This is a genomic window from Elizabethkingia argenteiflava, assembly GCF_009904105.1.
Classification (GTDB): Bacteria; Bacteroidota; Bacteroidia; order Flavobacteriales; family Weeksellaceae; genus Elizabethkingia; species Elizabethkingia argenteiflava.
The window spans coordinates 1-283 of record NZ_JAAABJ010000213.1 but is presented as its reverse complement, the minus strand read 5'-3'; the positions used below and the strand labels follow the sequence as shown (position 1 = coordinate 283).

The 283-nt window shown below is 39.9% G+C and carries 1 pseudogene; it reads right to left on the bottom strand.

The features are described from left to right. Nucleotides 1-283, bottom strand: a pseudogene (locus GNY06_RS01915) (IS5/IS1182 family transposase); the annotation flags it as partial.

Below are 283 nucleotides of genomic sequence, written 5' to 3'. Positions count from 1 at the left end.
CCACTTTTTGGACTTCCCATTGCCAACATTTGTCCCTGGTTATCACACAGAAAAATGCTGTTGGTGGTTTTTGCCTTTTTTCTACCCTGATAGCCTAGCTTTTCACCTCCCATTAGGCTTGGGGTGTAGCTGCCGTCCAACTGAAGGCTTGACATCTCCAATTTTCTTTTATTAAGAAGCAAAAGACCTATCCAAGCCTTTCTGAAAGAGCCGTCTTTGATCCATTTATTGAAATAATAGTAAATGCTTTGCCAGCAGATTTTCTCTTTGTCAAAATATTCTT